Consider the following 665-nt stretch of genomic DNA (forward strand, 5'->3'; position numbering starts at 1 on the left):
TGGATCATGTTTCGATNCAAGTCACCGTGAAATGCGCTGGGTCCTGCTCGGCGCGCTCTCCGGACTTGTCGTTACTTTTTATCTGTTCACTAACTACGCACCACACCCATGAGCCTAGACCTGAACAAGTTTTACGAATGGATGCGCCCAGAAATCGAGCCGGGTTTGTGGCAGCACTACAACCTGCATCAGTTTGGAGACAGCACTAACGAGATCACTGGACCCGTCGATTCGTGTGTACTACTACACAAGAAAGGCCGTGATCCAGAATTCATGGTGCTGCGCACAGATACCAAGGCAGTGTCCTACGGCACCTATCTGGTGTCGCTGCTGGGTAAATATTGGGTAGAGAATGCACCGAGCCCGGGTCCGCTGGTCCTAAAAGTACATGGGACCCAAGCACGGCGCGCTGTCCTCAATATGCATACGACGTTTGATGTCCAGTTTCAGGATGGTTTTGTAGTCGGCGGCGATCACAGCTCTGTTCCTCCATCAACGACCGCAATCATCAAGGCTGCAAAATGACAGTACTACGAAATATACAGACGGATCGACATTACAGCGCATGGCTAGATGACGATACGGGTGAGGTGCATGCTTCGCTTATCAGCGATACGTCGATGAGCCCGAGAGCGCGACTCACGATCAATCAACCGGGTTTGAAT

At 51.8% G+C, this 665-nt stretch carries 1 protein-coding gene; it reads left to right on the forward strand.

From position 1 onward, the window contains the following. Positions 1 to 108: 108 nt before the first annotated feature. Positions 109 to 525 carry a hypothetical protein gene (locus tag AC1RO3_RS08170; RefSeq protein ID WP_289900977.1) on the forward strand — a complete coding sequence of 139 codons (417 nt, stop codon included), beginning with the start codon at positions 109 to 111 and terminating at the stop codon, positions 523 to 525. The last annotated feature ends 140 nt before the right edge of the window (positions 526 to 665 follow it).

It is taken from the genome of Dellaglioa sp. CoH-57-MRSF-19 (assembly GCF_056781975.1).

Bases quoted from the DNA above. Each gene is read 5' to 3' on its own strand.
- AC1RO3_RS08170 (WP_289900977.1), top strand. From the start codon at position 109: ATGAGCCTAGACCTGAACAAGTTTTACGAATGGATGCGCCCAGAAATC.